This is a genomic window from Fibrella musci (genome assembly GCF_041321105.1).
GTDB classification, from domain to species: domain Bacteria; phylum Bacteroidota; class Bacteroidia; order Cytophagales; family Spirosomataceae; genus Fibrella; species Fibrella musci.
Genome location: NZ_JBGGWD010000005.1, coordinates 315,966 through 335,774, shown reverse-complemented (window position 1 = coordinate 335,774; position 19,809 = coordinate 315,966). Strand labels below are relative to the sequence as shown.

15 protein-coding genes are annotated in these 19,809 nt (G+C 57.2%); 7 read left to right on the top strand and 8 right to left on the bottom strand.

The window, feature by feature from the left end:
• The first annotated feature begins 167 nt into the window (after nucleotides 1-167).
• From ACAW74_RS17780 to ACAW74_RS17765, 4 genes are all read left to right on the top strand, one after another.
• Nucleotides 168-1,346 carry a homogentisate 1,2-dioxygenase gene (locus ACAW74_RS17780; protein ID WP_370699564.1) on the top strand — a complete coding sequence of 393 codons (1,179 nt, stop codon included), beginning with the start codon at nucleotides 168-170 and terminating at the stop codon, nucleotides 1,344-1,346.
• A gap of 78 nt (nucleotides 1,347-1,424) precedes the next feature.
• On the top strand, nucleotides 1,425-2,663 hold the full coding sequence (gene fahA / locus ACAW74_RS17775) for a fumarylacetoacetase (protein WP_370699563.1): 1,239 nt from the start codon (nucleotides 1,425-1,427) through the stop codon (nucleotides 2,661-2,663).
• A gap of 117 nt (nucleotides 2,664-2,780) precedes the next feature.
• Nucleotides 2,781-5,153, top strand: a complete 2,373-nt coding sequence (locus ACAW74_RS17770) for a penicillin acylase family protein (protein WP_370699562.1) — start codon at nucleotides 2,781-2,783, stop codon at nucleotides 5,151-5,153.
• 125 nt (nucleotides 5,154-5,278) lie between these two features.
• On the top strand, nucleotides 5,279-6,250 hold the full coding sequence (locus ACAW74_RS17765) for an ADP-ribosylglycohydrolase family protein (RefSeq protein WP_502918613.1): 972 nt from the start codon (nucleotides 5,279-5,281) through the stop codon (nucleotides 6,248-6,250).
• A 14-nt stretch (nucleotides 6,251-6,264) separates the two neighbouring features.
• On the opposite strand, the gene ACAW74_RS17760 is transcribed toward ACAW74_RS17765, so the two are convergent.
• Nucleotides 6,265-9,000, bottom strand: a complete 2,736-nt coding sequence (locus tag ACAW74_RS17760; protein ID WP_370699560.1) for a PAS domain S-box protein — start codon at nucleotides 8,998-9,000, stop codon at nucleotides 6,265-6,267.
• Nucleotides 9,001-9,337: 337 nt separating this feature from the next.
• Here ACAW74_RS17760 and ACAW74_RS17755 point away from each other — a divergent pair, with 337 nt between their 5' ends.
• A complete protein-coding gene (locus ACAW74_RS17755) occupies nucleotides 9,338-11,035 on the top strand; it encodes a sodium:solute symporter family transporter (RefSeq protein ID WP_370699559.1) in 1,698 nt (565 codons plus the stop codon).
• A gap of 120 nt (nucleotides 11,036-11,155) precedes the next feature.
• Nucleotides 11,156-12,088: a homoserine kinase gene (locus tag ACAW74_RS17750; protein WP_370699558.1), complete on the top strand. Its 933-nt coding sequence runs from the start codon at nucleotides 11,156-11,158 to the stop codon at nucleotides 12,086-12,088.
• A gap of 80 nt (nucleotides 12,089-12,168) precedes the next feature.
• Here ACAW74_RS17750 and ACAW74_RS17745 read toward each other — a convergent pair whose 3' ends face one another.
• The 5 genes from ACAW74_RS17745 to ACAW74_RS17725 all read right to left on the bottom strand — a co-directional run bounded on the left by ACAW74_RS17745 (nucleotide 12,169) and on the right by ACAW74_RS17725 (nucleotide 17,057).
• Complete coding sequence (locus ACAW74_RS17745; protein ID WP_370699557.1) at nucleotides 12,169-13,233, bottom strand: SO2930 family diheme c-type cytochrome; 1,065 nt, start codon at nucleotides 13,231-13,233, stop codon at nucleotides 12,169-12,171.
• The gene (locus ACAW74_RS17740) at nucleotides 13,230-14,381 is read right to left on the bottom strand and encodes an FAD-dependent oxidoreductase (RefSeq protein WP_370699556.1); all 1,152 of its coding nucleotides are present in this window, start codon (nucleotides 14,379-14,381) and stop codon (nucleotides 13,230-13,232) included. The genes ACAW74_RS17745 and ACAW74_RS17740 overlap by 4 nt, the downstream gene beginning before the upstream one ends.
• Nucleotides 14,382-14,411: 30 nt before the next feature.
• On the bottom strand, nucleotides 14,412-15,173 hold the full coding sequence (locus ACAW74_RS17735; RefSeq protein WP_370699555.1) for a helix-turn-helix domain-containing protein: 762 nt from the start codon (nucleotides 15,171-15,173) through the stop codon (nucleotides 14,412-14,414).
• 75 nt (nucleotides 15,174-15,248) lie between these two features.
• A complete protein-coding gene (locus ACAW74_RS17730; protein ID WP_370699554.1) occupies nucleotides 15,249-15,863 on the bottom strand; it encodes a DUF3267 domain-containing protein in 615 nt (204 codons plus the stop codon).
• A gap of 15 nt (nucleotides 15,864-15,878) precedes the next feature.
• Nucleotides 15,879-17,057 (bottom strand): parallel beta-helix domain-containing protein, encoded by a 1,179-nt coding sequence (locus ACAW74_RS17725; RefSeq protein WP_370699553.1) that lies wholly within the window; start codon nucleotides 17,055-17,057, stop codon nucleotides 15,879-15,881.
• 170 nt (nucleotides 17,058-17,227) lie between these two features.
• Here ACAW74_RS17725 and ACAW74_RS17720 point away from each other — a divergent pair, with 170 nt between their 5' ends.
• Complete coding sequence (locus ACAW74_RS17720; RefSeq protein WP_370699552.1) at nucleotides 17,228-17,737, top strand: DUF4385 domain-containing protein; 510 nt, start codon at nucleotides 17,228-17,230, stop codon at nucleotides 17,735-17,737.
• Nucleotides 17,738-17,821: 84 nt separating this feature from the next.
• On the opposite strand, the gene ACAW74_RS17715 is transcribed toward ACAW74_RS17720, so the two are convergent.
• Nucleotides 17,822-18,592 (bottom strand): YciE/YciF ferroxidase family protein, encoded by a 771-nt coding sequence (locus tag ACAW74_RS17715; protein ID WP_370699551.1) that lies wholly within the window; start codon nucleotides 18,590-18,592, stop codon nucleotides 17,822-17,824.
• A 199-nt stretch (nucleotides 18,593-18,791) separates the two neighbouring features.
• A complete protein-coding gene (locus tag ACAW74_RS17710) occupies nucleotides 18,792-19,745 on the bottom strand; it encodes a glycosyltransferase (RefSeq protein ID WP_370699550.1) in 954 nt (317 codons plus the stop codon).
• Nucleotides 19,746-19,809 lie beyond the last annotated feature (64 nt).

The window sequence follows — 19,809 nt, the reverse complement described above, 5'->3', positions numbered from 1 at the left end:
TAGAGGCCGCTTTTTACCAATGTATAAAAGGGCAGATAAACCCCGTTGCGCGGATTCATATAAAGAAGCTGATGGCCTGTTGATCGATTTATAACGCTGACTTGTTGTTCTATGACAAAACCGGGATAAATTTGTTGTCTTGACAACTAACTCATCAGCAAACCGCCATGCCGCTCTATCATCGACTGGGTACGTTGCCACCCAAACGGCACACTATCTTCAAGAGTCCAAGCGGGGCGTTCTATTATGAACAACTCTTTGGCACGGTAGGCTTCGATGGCATGTCGTCTCTACTGTATCATTTGCACCGGCCCACACAGGTAAAAGCGATACTCGATCCGGTCGATCTGCGCCCGCAGTTGGCCGTGGAGCACAACATCCTGTCGCGCAAGCTGATCGGGTTCGACGTACCCCCGGCCGACGATTTTCTGCAAAGCCGCACGCCGCTGCTGGTCAACAATGACGTGGTGGTGGGGGTGGCCGCGCCCCGTCAGTCGCTGACCGACTACTTCTATAAAAACGCCGACGCCGACGAACTGCTGTTTGTGCACCGGGGCTCAGGTACGTTGCGGACGTTGCTGGGGAACATCCCCTTCGTGCCGGGCGATTACGTGCTCATCCCGCGGGGCATGATCTACCAGATTCAGTTTACCTCAGTGGGCAACGAAACGGGTCAAACAGCCGAAAACCGGCTGTTTTACGTCGAATCGACCTCCCCGATTTACACGCCCAAGCGCTACCGCAACTGGTTCGGGCAGCAACTGGAGCATTCGCCCTATTGTGAGCGCGACTTCAAATTGCCGCAGGACCTCGAAACACACGACGAGACCGGCGACTTTATCCTGAAGATCAAAAAGGAGGGTATCCTGCACACGCTCATCTATGCGACGCATCCGTTCGACGTGGTGGGCTGGGACGGCTACAATTTCCCCTACGCGCTCTCGATCCACGATTTTGAGCCGATTACGGGCCGCATTCACCAGCCGCCGCCGGTGCACCAGACGTTCGAGACGAAAGCCTGCGTGATCTGCTCGTTTGTGCCGCGCCTGTTCGACTACCACCCGCAGGCCATACCGGCCCCCTATAACCACAGCAATATCGATTCCGACGAGGTGCTGTATTATGTCGATGGCAATTTCATGTCGCGCAACGGCATCGGGCCGGGTGTGCTGACGCTGCATCCGGGGGGCATTCCGCACGGGCCGCACCCTGGCGCGATGGAGCGCAGTATCGGTAAAACCAGTACCGACGAACTCGCCGTGATGGTCGACACCTTTCGCCCGCTGCGCCTCACCACGCAGGCCATGGGCATCGACGACGGCGTTTATTTTCAATCGTGGCTTTAAAAGCGTGGGGCATGGGGCGCGGGGCATGGGGTGAATAGGTTACCCGAGTTCCACGCCCCGCGTCTCGTGCCACTTCCAATGACCTGGCTACCCATTCCTGCTGATTCTGATTTTTCAATACATAACCTGCCGTACGGTGTATTCAGCACGGTGCAACGTACCCAGCCGCGCGTGGGCGTGGCCATTGGTGATCAGATCATCGATATGGCGGTTGCGGCCCAGCTGGGTACGTTCGATGCCTGCCTGACCGATGCGCAACGGCCCGTCTTCAGCCAGACGTATCTGAACGACTTTATCCGGCTGGGGCGACCTGTCTGGCAGCAGGTACGTCGGGTGCTGCAACACGAACTGAGCGATCCCGCGTCGCGGCTGAAGGCTAACGCTCAACACGCGCTGGTGGCGCAGGCCGACGCGACCATGCACCTACCGGTTCAGATTGGCGACTACACTGATTTTTATTCGAGCATCGACCACGCCACCAACGTCGGGAAGATGTTTCGCGACCCGGCCAATGCGCTGTTGCCCAACTGGCGACACTTGCCCGTTGGGTACCACGGGCGGGCGTCGTCGGTGGTCGTATCAGGTACGCCCGTCCGGCGACCGCTGGGTCAGCGCCTGCCGAAAGGAGAGAGTCAGCCTATTTTTGGGCCGAGTCAACGGCTTGATTTTGAATTGGAAACGGCGTTCATCGTGGGTAAAGACACGCCGCTGGGTACGTCGGTAACACCCGCTGCGTTCGATGACCACGTTTTTGGGATGGTGCTGTTCAACGACTGGTCGGCGCGCGATATTCAGCAGTGGGAGTACGTACCGCTCGGGCCGTTTCTGGGCAAAAGTTTTGCCTCGTCGGTATCGCCCTGGGTGGTCACGATGGAAGCGATGGCCCCATTTCGGGTGGCTGGGTACGTTCAGGAGCCCGCGCCGCTACCCTACCTGCATGACCCCAACCCACTGCCCAATCTCGACATCAACCTGACGGTCGAACTGACCGATGCAGATGGCGTAAAAACGGTCCTTTCGCGCTCCAATCAGCGGTTTTTGTACTGGTCACAGGCACAGCAGCTGGCGCATCACACCATTAACGGGTGCAACCTGCGGGTGGGCGATCTAATGGCGTCTGGCACCATCTCCGGCCCCGACCGGTCGTCGTGGGGGTCACTGCTCGAACTATCGTGGGGCGGTACCGAACCCCTTACGCTGGCCGATGGCAGTACGCGCACCTTTTTGCAGGATGGCGATACCGTCACGTTCCAGGGTTGGGCAGGCGAAGGCGACCACCGCGTCGGTTTCGGTGAAGTAACGGGACGAATTTCGTAGAGACGCAATCCCTTGCGTCTCATTTGCGCCCGCAAAATACAACCGGTATGATCTGTTGCTGACGCCGAATGAGACGCAAGGGATTGCGTCTCTACGGGAGAACGCCTATCTTCCCTCATGCGCTTTGTCATCTTTCTATTGCTTGCCCTGCCAGCCTTTTCTCAGAACCTGACTGTTAAAGGGCTCAAACAACCTGTTGAGGTACTTCGCGACCAATGGGGCGTCAATCACATTTACGCCAAAAACGAACACGACCTATTTTTTGCGCAGGGGTATCTGGCGGCGCAGGATCGGCTGTTTCAGTTCGAACTGTGGCGGCGACAGGCCACTGGCACCGTGGCCGAACTGCTGGGTCCGCAGGAATTGAAGCGCGACATTGGCACGCGGCTGTTCAAATTTCGGACGACTAACCTCGACGCTGAACTGAACCACTACCACCCCCACGGCAGCCTGATCGTGTGGGCGTTTGTGGCGGGCATCAATGCCTACGTCACGCAGATCAACCAGACGCCGGAGAAACTGCCGTTTGAGTTTAAAACGCTGAACACCCGCCCCGGCCTCTGGACGCCCGAGGTGGTCATCAGTCGCCATCAGGGGTTGCTCAGCAACATCCGTGACGAACTGAACTACGGGCGGCTGGTGCACCTGATCGGAGCCGACAGCCTACGGATGCTGCAATGGTTTCATCCAAAATCGAAAGCCAACGACCCCGACCTGACGCTGCACGTAGACGGGAAAGGGCTGATGCAGAATATTCTGGAGCTGTACGAAGCCTTCCGTCTACCCATTCGGTTCAGTAAAACCGATAAGTCGATGGGCGTGACGATGGAAGATGAGGCCCTGCATCAGCACGAGAAGGACGCCTGGTTTGAGGCCGAGAAACAATTTGTCGGTTCCAACAACTGGGTGCTGTCGGGGAGTAAGTCGGCGAGTGGGTATCCCATGCTGGCCAACGATCCGCACCGGGCCCAGTCGGTGCCGTCGCTGCGGTATTGGGCCCACCTCAATGCACCTGGCTGGAATGTGATCGGTGCGGGCGAACCCACGTTGCCGGGTATTTCCATCGGCCATAACGACTATGGTGCCTGGGGGCTGACCATCTTCGACACCGACAACGAAGACCTGTATGTCTACGAGATCAACCCGGCCAATCCGAATCAGTACCGTTACAAAGGCCGCTGGGAAACGATGCGCACCCTGCGCGAAACGATTCCGGTGAAAGGGCAGGCCCCGAAAACCGTAACCCTGAAATACACCCGCCACGGCCCCGTGGTCTTCGAAGATGCGAAAGCGCACCGGGCTTATGCCGTTCGGGCGGGCTGGCGCGAACCCGGCTGCTCGCCGTATCTGGCCAGCCTCCGCATGAATCAGGCGCGGTCGTGGGCCGAGTTTCGGCAGGCGTGTCTGGCTAGCCGAGTGCCTGGCGAGAACATGGTCTGGAGCGACCCTAAAGGCAACATCGGCTGGCAGGCAGTGGGGTTGGCACCAATCCGAAAAAACTGGACGGGTCTGGTGCCAGTGCCGGGCGATGGCCGCTTCGAGTGGGCGGGTTACCTGTCCATTGCTCAACTGCCCCATGCCGAAAACCCGACGTCGGGCTATATCGTCACGGCCAATAACAACCTCACGCCGACGGATTTTCCGCACCGCAATGCCATTGGCTGGGTGTGGGCCGGGCCGTCGCGGGCGCAGCGGATCGAGGAGGTGCTGGCCGACTCGCGCCGTAAAACGCTGTCGGATTTCATGCGCCTGCAAGCCGATTACGTAGCCCTGCCTGCCCGCACGTTGGTGCCGTTGCTGGAACCGCTGGCCTCGGAGGACGTACCCACCGAACAGGCGCTGGCCTACCTGCGCAAATGGAACTACGAACTGGCCCCGTCGTCGGTAGCCGCTTCAATCTATGTAGGCTTCGAAGCGGCCCTGCGCCGCGCCTTCACCGACCTCACCCTGCCGGCCGACGCCAGACCCTACCTGCGCACCATCCCGACGAAGCGTATTCTCGATTGGGCCGTATCGCCGCAACTGGCCCTGAACCGGCCCATTGGGCGGGATAGCCTCTTGCTCGCCTGCCTGACGCAGTCGGTGCAGGAACTGAGCGCGCGGCTAGGCCCCGACATGGAAACGTGGGCGTATGGGCAACGCCGAAACAAGCACATCACGCTCACGCATGCCCTGAGCGAGCTGGTCGGCGATGAGCAGCGGCGGCGCATTAACCTTGGGCCAGTGGCGCGGGGTGGCTACAGCGAAACTGTTAACGTGACGGGGAGCGGCCTGAATCAGGAGCATGGAGCCACCTTCCGGATTGTGGTCGACACCGAAGACTGGGACCGTACAATGGGCATCAACAGCCCCGGCCAATCGGCTAATCCGGACAGCCCACACTACCGCGACCTGTTTCCATTATGGGCCGAGAATGGCTATTTTCCCGTTTTCTTTTCAAGAAAGAAAATTGAGCAGGTGACGGAACAGAAGCAGGTGCTGCGTCCGTAAGCAACCATTCGTCCCGAATAATAGCTCGTTGGTCATTAGTCACTGGCTGATGTCGGCGTGATTGCCGGTACTTAGCGTTATACCGCATTATGCAGAGTAAAGCCATTAAGTCCCGTTAATGAACGATGAATAAACCTGTACTTAATAAAATAATGGCAGGGTTACTGGGGCTGGCAGTCGGGGACGCCCTGGGTGTACCCGTTGAGTTTCAGGGCCGGGTTTTTCTAAAGCAGCGTCCTGTCACCACCATGCAGGGGCACGGCACCCACGATCAGCCGGCGGGCACCTGGTCGGACGACAGTTCGCTGTCGTTTTGTTTGGCCGAAAGTCTCTGCAAAGGTTATGACCTGAGCGACATCGCGCACCGGTTTATCAACTGGAGCGACCGGGGCTATTGGACGGCCCGCGGGCGCGTGTTCGACATCGGCATGGCTACCAGCACGGCCATAACCAAGCTACGATTTGGCGTAGCCCCGACCCTGGCCGGTGGCCGTGCCGAAACCGACAACGGTAACGGCTCGCTGATGCGCTTGTTGCCGCTGGTGTTCTACATGTACGAGCGGCCCGTCTCAGACCGGTATCGGCTTGTCATGGAAGTATCGTCGCTCACACACGGGCATATACGCTCGGTATTGGCCTGCTTCATTTACACCGAGCTAGCCCGTTGCCTGCTTGTCGAACCCGACAAAGAGCAGGCGTTTGCGCAGATGAAAGAAACCGTCAACGGGTTTATCAATGAGTTTGCTGTTGCGCCTGCCGAGGAACTGGCGCATTTTCAGCGTATTCTAGAAAATCCGGCGCTACCTGCCCCGGCCAAGCCACTGGCCCAGTGCCATGAATCAGACATTCAGTCGTCGGGCTATGTGCTGCACACGCTGGAAGCCAGCCTCTGGTGTTTCCTGACCACCGATTCGTTTACGCAGGCAGTGCTGAAAGCCGTCAACCTGGGTGGCGACACCGATACAACCGGCAGCATTACGGGTGGGCTGGCCGGGCTGCGTTACGGCGTCAGTAGCATTCCTAAACTTTGGCTGTCGGTGTTGGCCCGCCGTACCGACATCGAGGACCTGGCCGAGCGCCTGAGCGAACGCCTATAGCCTGCAAACGATAGTTATGGCCACACGGGCAAATACACGCTGAAGGTGGCTCCCTGATTGGGTTGACTAGTCGCGGTGATGGCCCCTCCATGGTTGGCCGCCACCTTCTCGCAGATGGCCAGCCCAATTCCGGTGCCGTCATACTGACCCCGCCCGTGGAGGCGCTGGAATACCTGGAAAATCCGGTCGGTGTATTTCTCGTCGAACCCGATGCCATTGTCAATCACATCGATGCGATGATAGGCCGTTGCCGGGCGCGTCGGGCGCACATCGGCGGGTAGCTGATCGGCGGTCATCGTCTGGGCACGTACCTGAACCCGGGGCGGCTGGCTGGGTTGGTTGAATTTCAGCGCATTGTTGAGCAGATTCTGAAACAGCTGCCCCAACTGGGAGGTGTCGCCCTGAACCTTAGGGAGCGGCCCAATGTCGATCACGGCCTCGGTTTCCTGAATGCGCAACTCAAGATCGGCCAGTACGGTGTCGATGAGTTGTGCTAAATCGACTGAGGTGGCCGTCTCCTGCCGGGTCGAGATGCGCGAAAACGTGAGCAGATCCTGAATCAGAACCGACATCCGGCTGGCGGCGGCCTGCATCCGGTTGAGTAGGTCGTTGCCGTCGCCCAACTGATCGCCATACTGGTCGATCAGCAGATTCCCGAACGACCGAATCTTGCGCAGGGGCTCCTGCAAATCGTGCGACGCCACATAGGCAAACTGTTGCAAGTTGGCATTAGAGCGTTCCAGATCGCGCACCAGCGCCTGAAGCAGCTGGGTACGTTCCTGCACCTGCCGTTCCAGCTCCTGTTGCACACGCCGTTGCTCGGTTACGTCCTGCGCGGTGCCGCTGATCTTCTTGGGTCGACCCTGCTCGTCAAACAGGGCTTTGCCGTGGGCGTGGATAATGCGCTCGTACCCACTCGGTTCAATCAGGACGTATTCTTCGTCATACACGCCGGCTCCCCCGGGTGTTAACGCCGCGAGGATAGCCTGCTCTACCCGGAGGCGATCTTTCTCGTGGATAACGCTGTAGAGCGTGTCGGCCTGCGTCTGATCGTGCCCAAAGCCGAACCAGCCTTTTATCCGATCCGAATAGGTTACCTGCATGGTGGTTGCGTCGAGCTCCCAGGCACCCAGTTCGGCCAGTTCAATCGCGCCGCGCAGGGCCGCTTCGGTTTCCTCGACCTGCTGTTTGGCGAGGGCCAGATCGGTCACGTCGGCGGCGGTGCTCATGACCCCATACACGGTACCGTCTCCATCAAAAAGCGGGGTGAAGCTGTAGTTGAAAAAATAGGGCCGGGTCTCGCCATTCACCAGTATGTTGAGCCGTCGGTTCTTGGCATGAAACGGCACGCCGGTGGCGTAAACCTGCTCCAACTGACTAAAAATAGCCTGATCGCTCAACTCGGGAAGCACATCGGTATAGCGTTTGCCAATCACGTCGGTACCTTTTCCCCAGATCGCCATAATCGCCTGGTTGGCCAGTTGAATCCGCTTTTCCGGACCTACGTAAACGCCGATCGGAAACGGCGCGCTCTCGACGACACTGCGCAAGTTCTGCTCACTCCGTTCCAGGGCGCGTTGTGTAAGCACCTGTTCGGTTACGTCGACAGACGTGTCCAGAATGCCATACACCTCACCCGAAGCGTTGCGTAGCGGTTTGTAGGAAAACGTAAAGTAAAACGACCGCAACTGACCGTCGATGACCAGTTGCGCTTCAGCGGCCTCCGCTTCGTAGGCAACCCCCGTGGTATAAACCGTATCCAGTATCTGTAGAAATGGTTGGCCATCCAGTTCGGGGAGGACTTCGATGAGTGGCTTGCCGATAATGGACGGGCCTTTGCCGAGGTAGCGAATCATGGTTTCGTTGGCCACCTCGATGTAATGCTGCGGACCAACGAAAAGCATGGTGGCCACCGACGCTTCCTCAATAATGGACCGGAAGCGGCGCTCGCTGAGAAGCAGGGCTTCTTCGGCCTGTTTGCGGTCGGTGATGTCGACACACGAACTGATGTAGCCCGCAAATGACCCGTCGGGGCGGAAGCGGGCCGGGCCATTAGCCAGCAACCAGCGGTAATCGCCCGTTTGGCTCAGGAGCCGAAACTCGCCCGTAAACGGCACCCGCCTGGCAAAAGCCGACAGGTAGATGTTGACATACGCCTTCCGGTCATCGGGATGAATAAGGTCTGCCCAGCCAAAGGCGAGCAGTTCGTTCATCGATCGGCCCGTCAGGTTGGTCCAGGCTTTGTTGAAATAGGTGGCGTTGCTGGTTTCATCGGCGAGCGCAATCAGTACATCCGTTCCCTCGGCCAGCGTCCGGAAGCGTTCTTCGCTTTCGCGCCAGATCTGATCGATGCGGTACTGCTCCGTAATATCCTGTAAAATGCCGTTGAAGCGTTGGGCTGTCTTGTCGGCATTGAACTTGACTTTACCCTTAGCCCGCACCACCCGCTCAACCTGCGTCTTCGGATTGATGATGGTATAAATGGTGTCGTACTGCCCGCCCGAATCGAACTGCATAGCCCGCCAGATAGCTTCGGTAACACGAACCTGATCGGCGGGGACAATCACATCCAGGGCCAACGTAAGGGGGATATCGTCGTCGGAGCCTAAGCCAAACCACTCTTTTAACCGTGCATTGCCCTTGAATGTATTACTGACTGGGTTGAGGTCCCAAATGCCTAGTTCAGCCGCATCAATGGCAAACGCTAGTTCGTCGTAGAGTTCGTCGGCCGACGAATACACGGTTTTCATGAAGGAAAGGGGAAAGAAACAGCAAGTTAGGCCCGTCTGGCGTCAAGAAGTACTACAACCGCTATTTTCAATCAAATGGGACAAGTTACAAGATGTTATCAATTAATCGCTGATAGACTACCAGAATACGGGCAGCTGCCGGTTTGCTAACGAAATTCTTTTCCGAATAGAGTTGAATCACGACGTTTCTGCCTTTGCCTATCGGGCTTCAGCCAATTGTGGCCATATTCATTCGCTTTTTATGCAGAAAAAAGCAGCTTTTGGTCACGATAGTCTATTTTTAACCCCGTTAAATACAAATCAACTCTTACGGTTCTAAACCTGCCACGTAGTTTACATGAATCAACTTGTTACGACGGATTACATTGTTTTCCTGCTCTACTTTATTGGTGTCTCGGCCTATGGCTACTGGATCTACAAACGGAAACAGACCACGAGCATGGACACCAAAGATTTCTTCCTGGCCGAAGGATCGCTGACTTGGTGGGCCATTGGGGCCTCGCTCATCGCGTCGAACATCTCCGCCGAGCAATTTATCGGTATGTCGGGCGATGGGTTCCGGTTTGGGGTGGCGATTGCTGTCTACGAGTGGCTGGCGGCGATCAGCCTGATTATCGTGGCCGTGTGGTTTATTCCGATCTACCTGAAGAATAAAATCTACACCATGCCGCAGTTCCTGAACACGCGCTACAACGAGACGGTGAGTCTGATTATGGCGGTGTTCTGGCTGTTTCTTTACGTATTCGTCAACCTGACGTCGATTCTGTTTCTGGGTGCGTTGGCCCTGAGTAACCTGATCGGCGGCGACTCGTTCCATGTGATCGTCATCGGGCTGAGCATATTTGCCGTTTTCATTACACTGGGTGGCATGAAAGTGATTGGCTACACCGACGTGGTTCAGGTACTGGTGCTCATCATCGGTGGTCTGGTAACTACGTACCTGGCCCTGACCAAAGTGAGCGAAACCTTCGGGCTGGGCAGCAGCGCCATAGCGGGGTTGGGTGCCATGATGAAAGATGCCGACGATCACTTCCACATGATTTTCCCGAAACCTGGTCCCGGCGCGTCGCAGGGCGAAATCAACCGGTACCTCACCCTGCCGGGCATTCTCATGTACCTGGGTGGGCAATGGGTCGTGAACCTCAACTACTGGGGCTGTAACCAGTACATCACGCAGCGGGCCCTGGGTGCCGATCTGCAAACGGCCCGTACGGGTATTCTCTTCGCGGCTATCCTGAAGATTTTCATGCCGATCATCGTGATGCTGCCGGGTATTGCTGCGTACGTGATCTTCAAAAACGGCGGTATTCAGGCTGAAATGATGCGCAATGGGATGGTATCGGGTGATAATGCCTACTCGGCCATGCTGACGTTCCTGCCTACCGGCCTCAAAGGGGTCTCGGTGGCGGCACTTACGGCGGCGATCGTAGCCTCACTGGCCGGTAAAGCCAACTCCATCTCGACGATCTTTACGCTGGATATCTACAAGAAATATATCGACAAAGGAGCCAGCGAAAGCAAGCAGCTCTGGGTGGGCCGGTTTGCCATCCTGGGTGCCATGCTCATCTCGATCATCTTTACCTGGAAAGATACGCTGGGTATTGGTGGCGAAGGCGGCTTTACGTACATCCAGAAATACACGGGCTACATTAGCCCCGGTATCTTCGCCATCTTCATCCTGGGCTTCTTCTGGAAGCGCACCACCGGCGCGGCGGCCATCGTTGGCATCCTGGCGGGCTTCGGGTTTGCGCTGTTGTTCAACAACTTTGCGCCAGCGCTTTTCGGCCCCGAAACGATCATGTATACGGCTTTCCCCAACGGAAAAGGCGCCTACGAAATTCCGTTCCTCGTCGCAATGGGCTGGGCGTTCTTCCTGACGGTGGGCCTGATGGTGCTGGTGAGTCTGGCCGGTCCGAAGATCAACCCGAAAGCCTTCGAGATCGACGCCGCTATGTTCAAGCTATCGAACACCAGCATTGCCATGATCGTGGCCATTCTGGTGCTGTTCTCGATGCTCTACGTTCGGTTCTGGTAGAAGGAAGAAGTTTAGAGTTAAACGTTTAGGGTTTCGAGTTGACTGTCGCGCTTGTAGATGTACGACAGTCAACTCGAAACCCTAAACGTTTAACTCTAAACCTTAACCTATATTTGCCCCGTGAACGAAATACGAGTATTTGCGCCAGCTACGGTGGCCAATGTGGCCTGTGGCTTTGATATTTTCGGATTTGCCGTCGATCAACCCGGCGATGAGGTATGGCTCAAGATCGCCGATCAGCCCGGCGTCCGCATCATCGACATTATCGGTGATAACGGGCGGTTGCCGCGCGAAGCGGCCCGTAACACAGCGGGTATCGCCATTCAGGTGTTCCTTCAGAAAATTGGCCGGACCGATGTCGGGTTCGATATGGTCCTGACCAAGCATATGCCCCTGGGCAGCGGGCTGGGATCGAGTGCCGCCAGCGCCGTAGCGGGTGTGTTTGCCGCCAATGAACTGTTGGGTCGCCCCCTGACGACGATGGAACTGCTTCCCTTCGCGATGGAAGGCGAGCGCGTGGCCTGTGGTTCGGCCCATGCCGACAATGTGGGGCCGTCGCTGCTGGGTGGGTTTGTGGTGGTGCGGAGCTACTCGCCCCTCGACGTTATCCGAATTGACACACCCGCCAGTCTGTTTGCGACCATCGTCCACCCCGATGTGGAGGTGAATACCAAAGACGCCCGGTATATCCTGAAAAACGAGGTGTCGCTGAAGAACGCCATCACCCAGATGGGCAACGTGGCGGGTCTGATTGCGGGCCTCACCAAACCCGACTATGACCTTATTGGCCGCTCAATGGTCGACGTCATTATCGAGCCCGTCCGGTCGATTCTTATTCCCGAATTCAACGAAGTCAAACAGGCTGCCCTCGACAACGGGGCGCTGGGATGCAGCATCTCGGGTTCTGGCCCGTCGATGTTTGCCCTCAGCCGCGACCTGCAAACGGCACAGGCTGTCGGCTCGGCCATGCAGCACGCCTTCCTGTCGGTGGGCATTACCGGCGAAGTCTACGTGTCGGGTATCAACACCGTCGGGCCGAGGGTGATTGAATGAATAATGAATAGTGAAGAATGAATAATGGGGCTCGGCATCTTTCTCTCGCGTCAGCCCCATTATTCATTCTTCACTATCTATTATTCATTCATTTTCTCAATCCACTCCCGGATCAGCGCAATGCCTTCCCGGTGCGCCACTTTGCGGGCAACTTCGGGCATCATCACGCCGGGGTCGGTCGATTCCATTCGGTAGAGTAGAATCGACTCGTTGGGTTTGCTGGGTACGATGTCGTACTGATGGCCGCCCGAGCCTCGCCCGGCGGCGACGGGTGTTTTGTGCAAGCCCCAGGCCGTTGGGTTCTGTTCGTGCATCGTCAGGTTCAGGCCGCTGGTACTGGCGGGGCCGTCGGGGCGGTGGCAGTGCGCGCAGTTGATGTCGAGGTAGATACGGGCGCGCTCGGCCAACGTACCTGTGGCAGGGTCGTTCCAGACCGGGGCGCGGGGCGCAGTAGCCGGGTCGATTGAGGAAGCCTGCCCCGCTGAGGCGGGGTCGGTGAGCAGGCTGGTTTTCTGCCAGTGCGTAAGCTGGTTTTCGGGGCCGGTGCCGTAATCGAACGGGCCGTTGAGTTGCCGGGCGGTGGGGCCGATGGGCATCAGCACCTCGTTGCGGTTATGGCAGCTCTTACACTGATTGAGGTTGGGCATCACGTAAAGCTGCTCGTGGGTACGTCCGGCGGCATCGACGTACCTGACCGTTTTGCGGTCGCCCGCTACCTCCAGCACGGCGTCGGTCTGGGCGTCGTTCCAAACGTATTCCAGCGCCTTCCAGCCCGACTCGTTGCGGATCAGCAGCCGCGTTTCCATCAGCCGCCGCCCTTTGGCCGCATCCCGGAAATCGACAGGAAAATAAAACGTTTTGATGATCGTCGTGCCTACCGGAAAGTCCATCACCTCGCGGGCATCGTACCGGGCCGACAAACCCGCCGGTAGCTTCACAAACCGCAGTTTCTCGGCATAATCCGAGAACAGGGGCGTGTTGAGCCGGTAGGGCACTACCCCCTCAGCGGGTTGCTGATCGGCCAGATTCCCGACGAAGAAACCGTATTCCGACAGATTTTGGGGAATAACCTGCCCGGTTGGCTCAGCGTTGTTGAGCGAAAGCAGCAGGCAGGCTAAGGCCGCCATCAGCAACAGATACTTCATGAGTCAGTCGGACTAAACAGAGCCAGCAAGTCGGGAATGGCCTGCGGAGAATGCATCGACGCCGTTTGTTCCAGTGTGAGGCGGGCTATCTCAGCCGCCCGCTGGCGCATCCGGGTTTCAAAGGCGGCAATGGCTGTCTGAATATCGGCAAATTTATCGTTGGTCAGACACTGACTGAGTTCCAGGGCATCGAGCATGGCCATATTAACGCCTTCACCAGCATAGGGTGGCATCAGATGGGCCGCGTCGCCAATCATGGTCAGGTTAGGCTGCGCGTCCCACTGTTGGTCGAGCGGCATACAATATTGGGGCCGTACCATCAGCGGTAGGGTTGCCTGCTCCAAAAGGGCTAGCCACATATCGGCCCAGTTGGCAAACGTCTGCCGAAACCAGTTTTTTAGCTGCTGACGGTCGTTCAGTGCCGGGGCTAGTTTATTATGCCAGTTGGCAGGTGTTTTACAGCCGAAATAGAACACCAGGCTACCGTCGCCTTTCGAACTGATGATGAGCGATTTTTCGTCGCCCATCGCAAAGATTTTGCCGCCTGCCAGCAACTCGTGAATGACCGGAACGGTGGTGGCTGAGTCAGGTACGTTCCCCTCAACGATGGTTACGCCCGAGTAGAAAGGCTGGATGGGGGTCAGGTACGGGCGGATGAGCGAGCGGGCACCATCGGCAGCAATAACCAGATCGGCCTTGGCTGTAGCGCCGTTGGCAAACGTCAACGTCCAGGCGCCATGTTGCTGAGTCATCGATTTAAATTGACGGTCCCACAATACGGTACCCGGCTCAAGCGAGTCGAGTAGCAGTTTGCGCAAAGGCCCCCGATCAATTTCGGGCCGGAAAAACGCGTCGGGATCGTCGCCAGTCTCTTCATGCAGCACCTGTGCGTCTTTATCGACAATTCGCAGCCTGTCGGCACCGGGGCGGTAGTTGGCCCTGAAGGCGTCCATCAGGCCGGCCTCTTGCAGCGCCAGCAGGCCGGAGTCGAGGTGCAGATCGAGGGTAGCGCCCTGAACCCGCACATCAGGGTGCTCGTCGCGTTCGTATACGTGCACGCTGGCGCCGCTGTGTTGCAGCAGCCGGGCGAGGGTGAGGCCGCCGGGACCGGCCCCAATGATGGCGATGTGTTTGTTGGTGAGCAACATACAAGAAAAGTTAGTTTGTGTGTTGCAAACCTATGGCTTCGTCAGGGTGCTCAATTGTATAAATCGGTCATCGGCATTTTGAGCCAGTCCCCGGGGGGTAACGCCCGCGTATTTTCGCACTTCCCGGATAAAATGGGCCTGATCAGTGAAATTTTCTTCGGGAAACAGGCGCCCTTCCCGCAGGTGCTGAAACGACGCTCGAAAGCGCAACATGGTGCAATACGTTTTTAACGACACCCCCAGTTGTCTGGTGAAGTAACGGTTGATCTGGCGGCTACTCCAGCCGGTTTGCTGCGCCAAGTCACCAACCGGAATGGACCCGTTGGTGGCGTAGATGAGCTGCTGTAACGTTTGTTTTCTAGGGTCGATCTGCGCCGGGATGCGTTGTGCAAACAAGTGAGACAGCCGGGCGCTGAAGCGGCTTAAATCGCTCAGGTCGTCGTCGGTAATACCCCAAAAATCAGCTGGCAATATCTGCACATCGTTGCCCAGATTGGCGATGCTGGTTTGCAACAGGTACTCGAGCGCCAACAGACGGAAACTGACCGCATACATGAGGGTACCCGCTTCCACCCGTTGTTGTTCCGGCTTGCTACCCAGCCCCGTCAGGATGGTACGGCGCGGTTCGGCTGGCGAGAACGAGTAGATGACATCGAAGCGGCCATCGGGTAGCACTATCACGGGTACAGGCTGATCCGTGGGGTTGGTTAGCCGCCAAAAGCTTTCCACAAAATTGGCCAATTTAGGCGGTGGTTTTTCGATTTGGTAGGTGAGGCCGCTGGCAGTCTGCATGGTCGTGGAAAAGAACGGATGGTTACCAACGCAGCCTGACCGGGTTGGCATCTCGCCACTATGGACGGTGAAGCATCAGGCCTTTACGAAGAAAAATGATTTGTGGAGTTGGGCGTCGTCGTAGGTGCAGGGGTTTCGGTGCCGGTTTGTATAAAAATAACTAACCATGCCGAAATCACCGAAACAACCACCCGTGTGCAGAATCAACGCGCCAAAGAACATCCAGAATAACGGCGGCGAGGCCAGCGCCATACCGACGATCAGCAGGGTATTGATGACGACGAAGGGCGTGAGCGCCACCAGCCGTAGCTCCGTTGCATTGGCCACGAAGCGGTCGGCCAGGCAATAGAAAACCAGTTGCCGCCATTGCGCCACAATCGATATGCGCGTGGCACCCAGCAGCTTATAGGCCAGTCCGTGGAGCAATTCGTGAACGGGAAGCAGGACAACCAGAAAAAAGGCCATTCCCAACGAAGCCTGATTGAGGCTGGTTGCTATCGTGCCGCGTGGCTGGCGGTACAGAAACACGAGAAAGAGCACGACGAGGACGATATTGAACGCCCAGAAGAAGACGGTGTACGGGTTCCGTTTTCGGCAATAGGTCTGTACAAACGGCACGAGCTGCTCGTGCGGCAATTCTTCGTCGAGGGTATAACCCAAGTCAGAAAGCACTTCGGGTGAAACAGTCATGGAGAGGGGGGCGGGTTAGCGCACGGCCTCCAGGGCGGGTAACGTGCACCGGTAGGGCGTATCGTCTCGACTGATGTTCTTGAAATTATTGGCAGCGTCGATGTTAGCAAACTGGGCGTTAGTATTGTTGGTCAGGCAAACCGGCGGCTGGGTACGTGCCCCTTTTTCGTCGGTGACGCCGTCCCAGAGAATGTCAGGTACGTTCTTGCCGAAGCGAAGTTTGAACCGAAACATCAGGCCCATGCGACCCTTCCGCGTGGGGTATACGGCCGGGCGGCTATACGTATTGTCGTGGATCGAAATCTGGGTGGGGTAGGGGTAATACTCTTTGTCTTTGATCGGCTCTTCGGTCATGAAATAACTGATGATCCCCGTGCCGAGTGACTTGTTGTTGCTGATCTGATTACGAAAAATTTCGACCTGACTGGTCGCCAGCACGAGCACGCCCGTACCGGCCGGCACCCGCGCCACGATGTTGCCTTTCGGGGCAAAGTTGTCGAGGTTGTTGTTCTCGATCCGATTGTTGAAGACACGTACCTGACCGCCCCGTTTCTGCACCAGATCAGGCAGGTCGAACACCAGAATGCCGCCCGTGTTTTCGTAAGCGTAGTTGTCATAAACGTCGGCCCCGATGGAGTTTTCAATTTCAATACCCGCTACATTATGCCAGGCTACGCAGTTTTTCACCACAATCTGCTTCGACTGCCCCACGTAGATGCCCGCATCAGACGCCCCCACGGCTGTGCAGCTTTCAATCGTCACGTTCTGGCATTGTACCGGGTACAGGCCGTAGGAGCCATTGGTTTCCTTCGGCTCGCCCGTCCATTCAACCCGCACGTTACGGAAGGTGATCCCGTCGACGTTCATCGTCTTGATGCAGTCGCCTTTCGAGTCCTGGATGGTCAGGTTTTCGATCACGATGTTACGCCCGTTGCTCACGCGCAGCCCCTCGGCGCCTTCGGTTTGCCCTTTGAACGACAACACCGTTTTACCGACGCCCGCGCCCCGGAGGGTGATGTTTTTTTTGTCCTGCAACGACAGGCTGCTCACCAGTGCAAACGTACCTGTGGGCAAGTCAATGGTCGCGCCGTCGTCGGCCAGGATGAGGTCGGTTTGTAGTTTTTTCTGCACGTCGGGCTGGGCCAGCAGCGGGAGGGCGAGCAGGTAAAAAAAGAGGGGGAGAAGGCGATGCATGGTTTAGGTAGTTGCTGGCAAGAAAGGTACACAATCTGCCGAAAAAGCGGTAGGCCAATTGCCCCATTGGACTGCCCATCTGCTGAATGGAAAGCAGTCGTTGGCTAAGCTTACGGGCCATCGCCCGCGCTTACTCGTTAACTAGCTAGTCATCAACGATTCCTTCCCCCATGCCTAACGCCATTAAAAACGACCGACAATTCAACTACGATCTCGATTACCGCAACCTCGACCTGCGGCAGCAGCCGGAGCTATACCGCGTGGGTAAAGGCGAGATGGGTGTGTTGCTGGTGCGACCCTACAAAGACGAAATTCTGCCCCACTGGCGCTTTAAAACGCCCGAGATTGCCCGTGAGTCGTCGGAGAAAATCTACCAGCTGTTTCTCGATTACAAAGCGCAGGGTGATTTTGTGGGCATGGATATGGCCCGGAAGTTTTTGCAGATGGGCTACACGCGCGCCCGGCGGTACGCCAATCATGCCTCCGGCCAGAAATACGACGGCCCCGTACCGGCCGACAAGAAAGGGCAGTCGGGTGCGCACGGGCGCGAGCAACTGCCGCGCGTCGAAGACCCGGTCAAGGCCGAATCGGCCCGAATTTTCTATGGTGTTTATTTAAAAGCCCGCGAAGACACCGAGTACAAAAAAAAGCGAAAAGCCTGGCAGGAGAAATATGGCTAAAACGCGCTCACAGACTGCCATAAAACGCCAACAGCGACCTCACTGAGGTCGCTGTTGGCAAAGGAAGATTCCCGAAAAGTTAATCTAAATACCCAGCGGACCGCCAGCCGTAACGTCCCGACCAGCTGTGTACCCTGAGCTACCCGTCGTTGACGTACCGCCTACCGATGAGGGGCCGCCCATGGTTGAACTACCACCGCTGTAGGTTGAACCGCTACCCACCAGGTTCCCCTGATTGAGGTCGTCGTCATCGTCGTAATAGTTCCGGCGGTTAGGGCTTGAGTAGGCTGGATCATCGCCCCGGCCTTCTGATTTAGCCCGTTCGTTTACAAACGACTCCGCTAATTGAGTTAGCTTTTTGTCGGTTGCTTTTTCTTCCTGTAACGACTGCTCAATCAGTTGAGCTGCTTCCGTATAGCCTAGCAGTTGTGCCAGGGCATGTAGCGATCCGTACGCTGCGATTTCGTGGTGTTCTACTTTCTGACCGGCGATGATCAGGGCGGCGTCGCGGGTCAGCGAACCCGTTTCGGTAGAGCTGATGGCTTCGTCGCCGTCGTCGGCCAGGCCATCGATGGCATTGCAGGTTTTGCTATCGGCTTCTACACCGATGCTATCGAAGATTCGCTCGATGCGGGTCACCTGGTTACGGGTCTCCTCCAGATGTTGCTGAAAGGCCGCCCGTACCTGATCGGTCGTAGCCGCATCAGCCATGTTCGGCAGGTTGTCGACAAGCGCTTGCTCGGCGTAGTAGATGCCCCGCAATTCGTTTACAAACAAGCCTTTAAGGCCTTCGTCATTGTCGGTTGTTGAACCACCTGAGAAAAAATCAGCGATTTGTTTGCCAATCGTTGCCATAACGTAAGTTGGGTTTTTTACTTGTTGATTACGCCATCTGTTGTACAAGCACTGTACCAGTTGCTGATCTTCTGCGAGTTAGCTTTTGCGGTGAATAAATGTTGAGTAATTAATTCTACAGAAATAGTAGAATATCGTTCGTTTTCGCCCTGCCCTTCCCCATCGATCAGCGAAGGGCAGGGCGGGCCATCGAGGGAGGCTACAGGTACCAGGCGCGGTACGTAACGGCTCCGTGCAGTCGCCAGTACACCGATAGAAATGGCGTAGCCACACTAGTCAGCAGCGTTTGACCGAGCGCGACGGGGGTAAGTTGGCTGGGCATTCGCTCCACAAACAAGAGGATGGTGAGCGCACTCCAGACGGCCAGCCCGATCAGGGCCACCTGCGGTTGGCCGAGCAGCAGCCCTACGGCCCCGCCCATCAGCGCGATAATGGAAAAATAATACCGCCGAATCCGACCCGTATAGGCGGGCATATGTTCGCGAAAGAGATGCGGATGGCGCTTATAAAGCAAGGCGTCGTATCGGTTCCGGCGTTCGTCGCGTAGGGGGCCATACCAAGGAGCGGGCGGCGTCGAATGAACCACCACTGCCTCGGGGCAGGGGCTTATGCTGATACCTGCCCGGATGATTTTGAACTGCAATTCGCGGTCTTCGCGCCAAACGCTATCGAAAGCTTCGTCGAATCCGCCCACGAAATCCAGCACGTTTCGGCAGCAGAACAGATTGGCCGTGATCGAATCGGGGTTTTGAGGGAGCTTGGTCTGATGACGGTCTGGCGGCATAACGACCTGACCCGTCAGCACCTGAGCCCCCTGTTCGAAACGGGCCAGCGCGGTAGCCAGCCAGGTACGTTCGGGCTGGCAATCGTCGTCGGTAAAGGCAATCAGGGGGGCCAGGGCAACCCGCCAGCCCCGGTTACGGGCGGCTGCCGGGCCGCGCCGCTCGGGTTGCGCCAGATAACGTACCGTCAGGCCGGTTTGCTGCGCCATCTGCCGCGTAGCCAGTGCCGTGGGTGGGTCGTTGCCGTCGTCGACAACGATGACTTCGAAGGCCATTAAGGAGACCGTCTGCTCGGCCAGCGCAGCCAGGCAGGTACGTAGCAGGCCGGGTCGCTTATATGTGGGAATGATGATGGAAAGCTGAGGCGTCATATGTGTTGTTGTGTTTACCGGCAGCAACGCATCCCGGCCACGCCCGTTGGTGAGCGTTATAGGC